Source organism: Enterobacter cloacae complex sp. P13B (assembly GCF_014895915.1).
Lineage (GTDB): Bacteria > Pseudomonadota > Gammaproteobacteria > Enterobacterales > Enterobacteriaceae > Enterobacter > Enterobacter bugandensis.
Window position 1 is genome coordinate 82,208 of the sequence record NZ_JADBQN010000012.1, and the last position, 7,178, is coordinate 89,385.

The window sequence follows — 7,178 nt, forward strand, 5'->3', positions numbered from 1 at the left end:
CACATGCGATTACTTCGCAGAGAAAAGCATATTTAAAATATTCTGATAGATAGGCTCTAATTGTTCTGACGGTACTTTTAAAGGCGCGAGTCGACGGTAAATCGTGCCTTCGATCATCACCGCGGTAATTTCCACGCAGCAGCGAATATGTTCATCGCTCAGATGGGGAAATTGTTTTTTCAGGTGCGCACAGGCGTTGGTAAACATCCGGGCATCGGCTGCGATCAGCATGGCCGCCACCTGCGGGTTACGGGTCGCCTCGGCAGACATTTCGAGCATCAACGCATCATCGTCTTCGTTGAGCGTCTGACGCCAGGCGAGCGCCTGTGGCATCCCTTCCACCACCGTTTTGTCCTGCATCCCTTCGATGCGTGAGTCGATAATGCGGCGGATCATCTCTTCAATAATCGCGTCTTTGTTACTGAAATAACGGTAAATTTGCCCGACGCTAAGCTTCGCCTCACTGGCAATTTGCGACATGCTGGCGGCGTGAAATCCGCTGGCGCGAAAGCAGCGACGCGCGGCGGTGATGATTTCGTCCTGACGTTGTTTTTGTCGTTCTTCCAGCTTTGTGCTCATCGCCGTCTACCGTGTAAAAGTGAGAATGATCGTTCTCAGTATACGTTTTGGGTGCGTATTGGAAAGGCTTTTTTTATTTAGTTATTGAGTGAATGTTTCTGTATTAAAAAAAAGGAGGAAATTAGGAGTTTTTATGAAGGTTAAGCTGTGAGATATTCAAATTGCGCGGAAAATAAGGAGAGGAATATGCACCTGAGCATAACAGATAATGTAACACCCGCAGAAAAAGAAGAGCTATTTGTGGGGTTAAGAGCCTATAACGGACAGTTTATCGATCTGACAAACTTTAGCGGCGACATTGGCGTTTATGTACGAGACGATAAAGGCGTCATGCTCGGCGGGCTCATTGGAGTGCGTAAAGGCGACTGGCTGAATATCGACTTTCTCTGGGTCAGCGACACCGTGCGGGGTACCGGCGTGGGCAGCCAGCTTATCAAAACGGCGGAAGATGAAGCTAGACGCAAAGGCTGCAAGCATGCGCTGGTGGATACCGTCAGCTTCCAGGCGCGTCCGTTCTATGAAAAACAGGGGTACCAGCTGCAGATGTCTTTGCAGGATTATCCGTACCCGGGCATGCAGCGACATTACCTGGCGAAAGCCCTTTAAGCTCTGAATCCGTAGGCCGGGTAAGCGCAGCGTCACCCGGCCATACCCGCATATAACTTATCCTTCTTATTGATTCTTTTTCGTTTTTTATTTCACCGCCTCGTTGTCGATATAGTCACTACAACATTCAGCAAAAGGAACTGTCTCGTGAAACGTCGATTGGGTGCTCTGGTTCTCGCTGGCCTGCTGCTGGCAGGGTGCGATCAAAGTGGCAGCGATGCCAAACACATAAAAGTGGGCGTCATCAACGGCGCTGAACAGGACGTGGCGGAAGTCGCCAAAAAGGTGGCAAAAGAAAAATATGGCCTGGACGTGGAGCTGGTCGGCTTCAGCGGCTCGCTATTGCCCAACGATGCCACTAACCAGGGAGAGCTGGATGCCAACGTCTTCCAGCATCGCCCGTTCCTTGCAGAAGATAACAAGGCGCATGGCTACAAGCTGGTGGCCGTGGCGAACACCTTTGTTTTCCCGATGGCCGGCTATTCCCGCAAAATCAAATCCGTCTCTGACCTGAAGGACGGGGCGACTATCGCCATTCCAAACGATCCGACCAACCTTGGCCGCGCGCTGCTGCTGCTGCAAAAAGAGAAGCTCATCACCCTGAAGCCGGACACCGGGCTGCTGCCGACGGCGCTGGATATTACCGCCAACCCTAAGCAGCTGAAAATCATGGAACTGGAAGGGGCACAGCTGCCGCGCGTGCTGGATGACCCGAAAGTGGATGTCGCCATCATCAGCACTACCTATATTCAGCAAACAGGGCTATCGCCGGTGCATGACAGCGTCTTTATTGAAGACAAAAACTCGCCGTACGTGAACATCGTGGTGACGCGCGAAGACAACAAAGACGCGGAGAACGTGAAGGCGTTTATTCAGTCCTATCAGTCACCGGAAGTGGCGAAAGCGGCAGAGACGATCTTCAACGGCGGGGCGGTGCTAGGCTGGTAAAGGTGCCGGCAGAAAACGCGGTGATGAAAATGGCCCGATACCATCGGTAATCGCCCTTTAGCCCACAGCACCAATTGTGACGGCTGGCTATCCTCCTTATCACACCAACCGGAGGATAGCCCATGAACATTACCCAAATTCGCAATGCCACCCTGCTAATTACCTACGCCGGAAAACGCCTTTTAATCGACCCGATGCTGGCCCCGAAAGGCGCTTATCCGGGCTTTCCCGGTACGGCGCATGCCGAACGCCGTAACCCGACGGTCGAACTCCCCGTCGATGTCAATACGCTGCTGGACGCTGACGCGGTGATCGTTACCCATACCCATGACGATCACTGGGATCGCACCGCGGCAGAGCTGATCGCCAAAGACAAACCGATCTACGTGCAAAACGATCGTGACGCCGCGCTGCTGCGCAGCCAGGGGTTTAGCAACCTGACGGTCATGACCGACGCGACCTTCTTCGGCGATATTCAGATTACGAAAACCCACGGCGGCCAGCACGGGACCGACCGCGCATACGCCGTGCCGGAGCTGGCGGAGCGGCTGGGCGAGGCCTGTGGCGTGGTGCTGCGTCATCCTGATGAGAAGACGCTCTATCTTGCCGGGGATACCATCTGGCGCGAAGAGGTGGCGGCCGATCTGCAAAAACACCAGCCAGATGTGGTGGAACTGAACGCCGGTTATGCCCACGTCATCGGCTTTGGGCCCATTATTATGGGACAGGAAGATGTACTTAACGTCCATTTCCTGCTGCCGCAGGCTAAAATCGTCGCGAGCCACATGGAGGCGATTAACCACTGCCTGTTGACCCGCAGCGCGCTGCGTGAGTACGTCGAAGCCAACCAGGTGAGCGATGTGGTGAGCATTCCCCAGGATGGCGAAACCGTTATATTCTGAGTGCGTTAACGGGAAAGGAGAGACAGATGTCGCTAATCAACGTCGCGATTGTCGCGGTAGACGGGTTCAGCCCGTTCCACTACTCCGTTCCCTGCATTCTGTTTGGTGATTCGGTCTCCGGCGAAAAGCGCTTTAACGTGACGATCTGCGCCGAAACGCCGGGGTTTCTTACCTCAAAAGACGGGTTTGCCCTCAACGCCACGCAGGATTACACCGCCATCGGGCAGGCCGACATTGTTGTCGTTCCTTACTGGCAGCACGTCCTTGAACGGCCGCCTCAGGCGCTGCTCGACAGCCTGGTGTTGGCGAGAGACAACGGCGCGGAAATTGTCGGCCTGTGTCTGGGGTCGTTTGTGCTGGCCTGGGCGGGGATCCTCGACGGTAAACGGGCCGCCACCCACTGGGAGTTTGAACATCACTTCCAGTCGCTCTTTCCGAACGTCCAGCTGGATATCAATGCCCTCTACGTGGATGACGGCAATATCATCACCTCTGCCGGTACCGCGGCTGCGCTGGACTGCTGCCTGTACATCATTCGCCAGCGTTTTGGCAGCGTCGTCGCCAACCAGATTGCCCGTCGAATGATTGTCCCGCCCCATCGCGAGGGCGGGCAGGCGCAGTTCATCGCACAGCCGGTTCCGAAAGACACCCGTGACGCACGTATTAACTGCCTGATCGACTACCTGCAGCAGCACATCACCGAACCGCATAGTCTGGACTCTCTGGCGGAGGTGGTTTCGATGAGCCGCCGCACGCTGACCCGCCATTTTATTAAAGCCACGGGGATGAGCGTCGCCGACTGGCTTACCGCCGAACGCCTGCGACGCAGCCAGATTTTGCTTGAAGCCGGAAATATGCCCGTTGAGAGCGTGGCGGAGCTGGTGGGATTTAATTCCGCTGTCACCTGGCGACAGCAGTTTAAGGCGCGCTTTGGGGTGAGCCCTGCTGAATGGCGAAAAACGTTTCGCCTGCATATTTAATTTATTACGGCTAACTCTTCATTGAAGGGTAAGTTAAATATTTCTCTTATTTTCTTAATCGAGCTCGCAATTTTCTGAAATAATATTCTTTTTAATGTGCCATAACGCAAATCACATATACTCGCATTAAGAATGCTCTTATATTGCGACTATTATAATTGCGAAATAACCTTGTGGCATGGATGAATAGCTCAGAAATAAAAATTAGAATAATTTCATTTGTAAATTATGCCGTTGCTATCTTATTGGCTGCGCTTTTTTCAGCGAGCGCTCACGCTGCGCCGCTGTCGCCAGCCGATCGCGATGCCATTCAACAGCAACAGCAGCAGCTTTTACTCCAGAACCAGCAGCAGCGTGAAGAGCTGGAGCGCAGTATTCCCCTTCCCGAATCCGCCAGACCACGGCCTGTTACCGGCTCCGGGCCTTGTTTCACCATTAACAATATTACGCTTTCCGGCGCGACCTTAATCTCCCCAAAAAACCAGCATAGACTTGTTGCGCCGTGGCAGGGCCAGTGTCTGAATATGGCGAAAATAACGGAGCTTCTGGCCCATATTTCCGACTGGTATATCAGCCGGGGATATATCACCAGCCGCGCCTTTCTTACCGAGCAGGATCTGTCCGGCGGTCAGCTGAATATTGTTGTGCTGGAAGGCCGGCTGGAAGCGATTCGCCTGGAAGGTGAAACGCCGCGGATGCTGAAAATGGCGTTTCCGGGACGGGTGGGGCGCATCCTTAATTTACGCGACATCGAACAGGGCATGGAGCAAATAAACCGTTTGCGCGCCGAGCCGGTTCAGATTGAAATTCTGCCGGGGACGCAGGCTGGATATTCGATTGTTAATCTCACGGCAAAACCGGAATTTCCCTTAAGCGCATCCGTAAGCCTGGATAATAGCGGGCAGAAGAGCACCGGTGAAAACCAGCTTAACGGTGTGCTCACCGCCAACAATATGCTGGGGCTGGCGGATAAATGGTTTGTCAGCGGCGGGCGCAGCAGTGATTTTGCCAGCGCGTACGATGCGCAGAATTTCCAGGCGGGCGTCAGCGTGCCGTTTGGCTATGGCTTGCTGGACTACAGCTACGCCTGGAGCAACTACCGAACCACCATCAATAACCAGGGGTTCAACTGGCTCTCCACGGGCGATACCAAAACCCACCGCGTCAACGCGTCGTGGGTGGTTTTCCGCAACGGGGATGTGAAAACCGGTATCGCGGCAGGCGTGGTTCAGCGTTCAAGCCGTAACTGGCTTAACGACGCGCCGCTTCAGAGCAGCACGCGCAATCTCTCCAGCCTGATCCTCGGGGTTACCCACACGCAAAAAATGCTGGGCGGTGTGGCGACCTTCAACCCGACCTGGAGCCACGGCATGCCGTGGTTCAATGCCGAAACCGACGAAGGTAAATCCGGCGATATGCCGCGGGCAGAATTCCGCAAATGGAGCCTGAACGCCAGCTTCCAGCGTCCCGTCGCCCGTAACGCCTGGTGGCTGACCAGCGCCTACGGCCAGTGGTCGCCCGACCGGCTCTACGGCTCCGAGCGCCTGACGCTCGGCGGGGAAAGCTCCGTGCGCGGTTTTAAAGAGCAGTATCTGTCCGGGGATAACGGCGGCTACTGGCGTAACGAGCTGGGGTATTCCCTCTTCACCCTCCCGGTGATTGGCGCGGTGAACGCAACGATCGCCGTTGACGGCGGCTGGCTGGAAAAAGACCGTCAGGACCGCTTTGCCTCCGGCACGTTATGGGGGGCCTCTGTGGGGCTGAGCAGCGCAGGGCGCTGGTACAGCAGCCAGGTTTCAGTCGGCACGCCGCTGCACTACCCCGACTGGCTTGGCCCGGATCATGTGAGCGTTAACTGGCGCATTGCCTTCATGCTTTAAGAGACTCTACGACTATGGATACCCGTCACCCACCCGTTCGTTTCTCACAGTGTCTGATCAGCTGGATTGTCTGCGGCTTAATGGTCTGGCAACCGATGGCACCTGCCGTCGCGGCGGCGCTTACGCCGACCGGGCAGACCACGGTGGATCGGGCGGGGAACGGGGTTCCGGTCATCAATATCGCCACGCCGAACGGGGCGGGCATTTCGCATAACCAGTTCCAGGATTACAACGTCGGCAAAGAGGGGCTTATCCTCAACAACGGTACCGACCGTTTAACCCAGACCCAGTTGGGCGGGCTTATCCAGAACAACCCCAACCTGCAGGCCGGGCGGGAAGCGAAAGGCATCATCAACGAAGTCACGGGAGCCAGCCGCTCCCAGCTGCAGGGCTACACGGAAGTTGCCGGTAAGGCGGCAAACGTCATGGTGGCTAACCCGTACGGGATCACCTGTAACGGATGCGGGTTTATCAACACCCCCAACGCCACGCTGACCACGGGTAAACCGCAGTTTGACGCTAACGGTAACCTGCTGGCGCTGGATGTAACGAAAGGGGCCATCACGGTTGAAGGCCAGGGGCTGGACGCCAGCAAGAGCGACGCGCTGTCGATTATTGCGCGCGCAACGGAGGTGAACGCCGCGATTCACGCGAACGACCTGAAGGTGACGGCAGGTGCGAACCGCGTTGGCGCAGATGGAAGCGTTAAGCCGATTGCCGGTGAGGGGGCTGCACCCGTAGTGGCCGTGGATACCGGCGCGCTCGGCGGGATGTATGCCAACCGTATCCGCCTGGTCTCCAGCGAGAAGGGTGTTGGGGTAAATCTCGGCAACCTCACTGCGCGCCAGGGGGACATTCAGCTTGATGCGGGCGGGAAACTGACGGTCACGAACAGCGTGGCCAGCGGATCGATCGCCGCGAATGGCGTGGGGGTGACCCTCAACGGCAGCCATCAGGCCGCGGGGGCGCTGAATGTAACCAGCTCGCAGGATGTGGAACTCAATAACAGCACCCTCGCCAGCCAGGGGGATATGCGCCTTTCCGGTGAGGGGAAAGTGCAGATAACGGGCGGCAGCGTCAGCAGCAAAGGCGCGCTCAGCGTGGCGGCCGGAAAGGATATCGTACTCACCAATACCCGCAGCGGAAGCGATACCCTTACCACGCTGACCAGCGGCGGCACGCTGTCAGCCACGGGCAGTGCGATCTCGGCAGGAGAGAACCTGGCGTTGAGCGGCGAACAGCTGGTGCTGGACAACCAGAGCCGGGCCGATGCCACGGGCGAT

General features: G+C 56.3%; 6 protein-coding genes and 1 pseudogene. 6 read left to right on the plus strand and 1 reads right to left on the minus strand.

Translation table 11 applies throughout. The features are described 5' to 3' along the window. Positions 1 to 9 precede the first annotated feature (9 nt). Complete coding sequence (locus IM273_RS07535) at positions 10 to 579, minus strand: TetR/AcrR family transcriptional regulator (protein WP_028014987.1); 570 nt, start codon at positions 577 to 579, stop codon at positions 10 to 12. Between the two features lie 186 nt (positions 580 to 765). Between IM273_RS07535 and IM273_RS07540 the strand changes: the two genes are divergently transcribed. From IM273_RS07540 to IM273_RS22720, 6 genes and pseudogenes are all read left to right on the plus strand, one after another. After that, positions 766 to 1,185: a GNAT family N-acetyltransferase gene (locus IM273_RS07540; RefSeq protein WP_193050899.1), complete on the plus strand. Its 420-nt coding sequence runs from the start codon at positions 766 to 768 to the stop codon at positions 1,183 to 1,185. A gap of 147 nt (positions 1,186 to 1,332) precedes the next feature. Further along, positions 1,333 to 2,133, plus strand: coding sequence for a lipoprotein NlpA (gene nlpA, locus IM273_RS07545; protein ID WP_193050898.1), 801 nt, complete (start codon positions 1,333 to 1,335; stop codon positions 2,131 to 2,133). A gap of 122 nt (positions 2,134 to 2,255) precedes the next feature. Then, positions 2,256 to 3,035 (plus strand): MBL fold metallo-hydrolase, encoded by a 780-nt coding sequence (locus IM273_RS07550; RefSeq protein WP_193050897.1) that lies wholly within the window; start codon positions 2,256 to 2,258, stop codon positions 3,033 to 3,035. A 26-nt stretch (positions 3,036 to 3,061) separates the two neighbouring features. Continuing rightward, a complete protein-coding gene (locus IM273_RS07555; RefSeq protein ID WP_193050895.1) occupies positions 3,062 to 4,015 on the plus strand; it encodes a GlxA family transcriptional regulator in 954 nt (317 codons plus the stop codon). Positions 4,016 to 4,197: 182 nt separating this feature from the next. After that, positions 4,198 to 5,895, plus strand: coding sequence for a ShlB/FhaC/HecB family hemolysin secretion/activation protein (locus IM273_RS07560; protein ID WP_126327162.1), 1,698 nt, complete (start codon positions 4,198 to 4,200; stop codon positions 5,893 to 5,895). 95 nt (positions 5,896 to 5,990) lie between these two features. Further along, positions 5,991 to 6,719: pseudogene (locus IM273_RS22720) on the plus strand (filamentous hemagglutinin N-terminal domain-containing protein); the annotation flags it as partial. Positions 6,720 to 7,178: the final 459 nt, after the last annotated feature.

Excerpts from the sequence above, each read along its gene's own strand:
- IM273_RS07535 (WP_028014987.1), bottom strand. The coding sequence starts at position 579 with ATGAGCACAAAGCTGGAAGAACGACAAAAACAACGTCAGGACGAAATC.
- IM273_RS07540 (WP_193050899.1), top strand. The coding sequence starts at position 766 with ATGCACCTGAGCATAACAGATAATGTAACACCCGCAGAAAAAGAAGAG.
- IM273_RS07550 (WP_193050897.1), top strand. The coding sequence starts at position 2,256 with ATGAACATTACCCAAATTCGCAATGCCACCCTGCTAATTACCTACGCC.
- IM273_RS07555 (WP_193050895.1), top strand. The coding sequence starts at position 3,062 with ATGTCGCTAATCAACGTCGCGATTGTCGCGGTAGACGGGTTCAGCCCG.
- IM273_RS07560 (WP_126327162.1), top strand. The coding sequence starts at position 4,198 with ATGAATAGCTCAGAAATAAAAATTAGAATAATTTCATTTGTAAATTAT.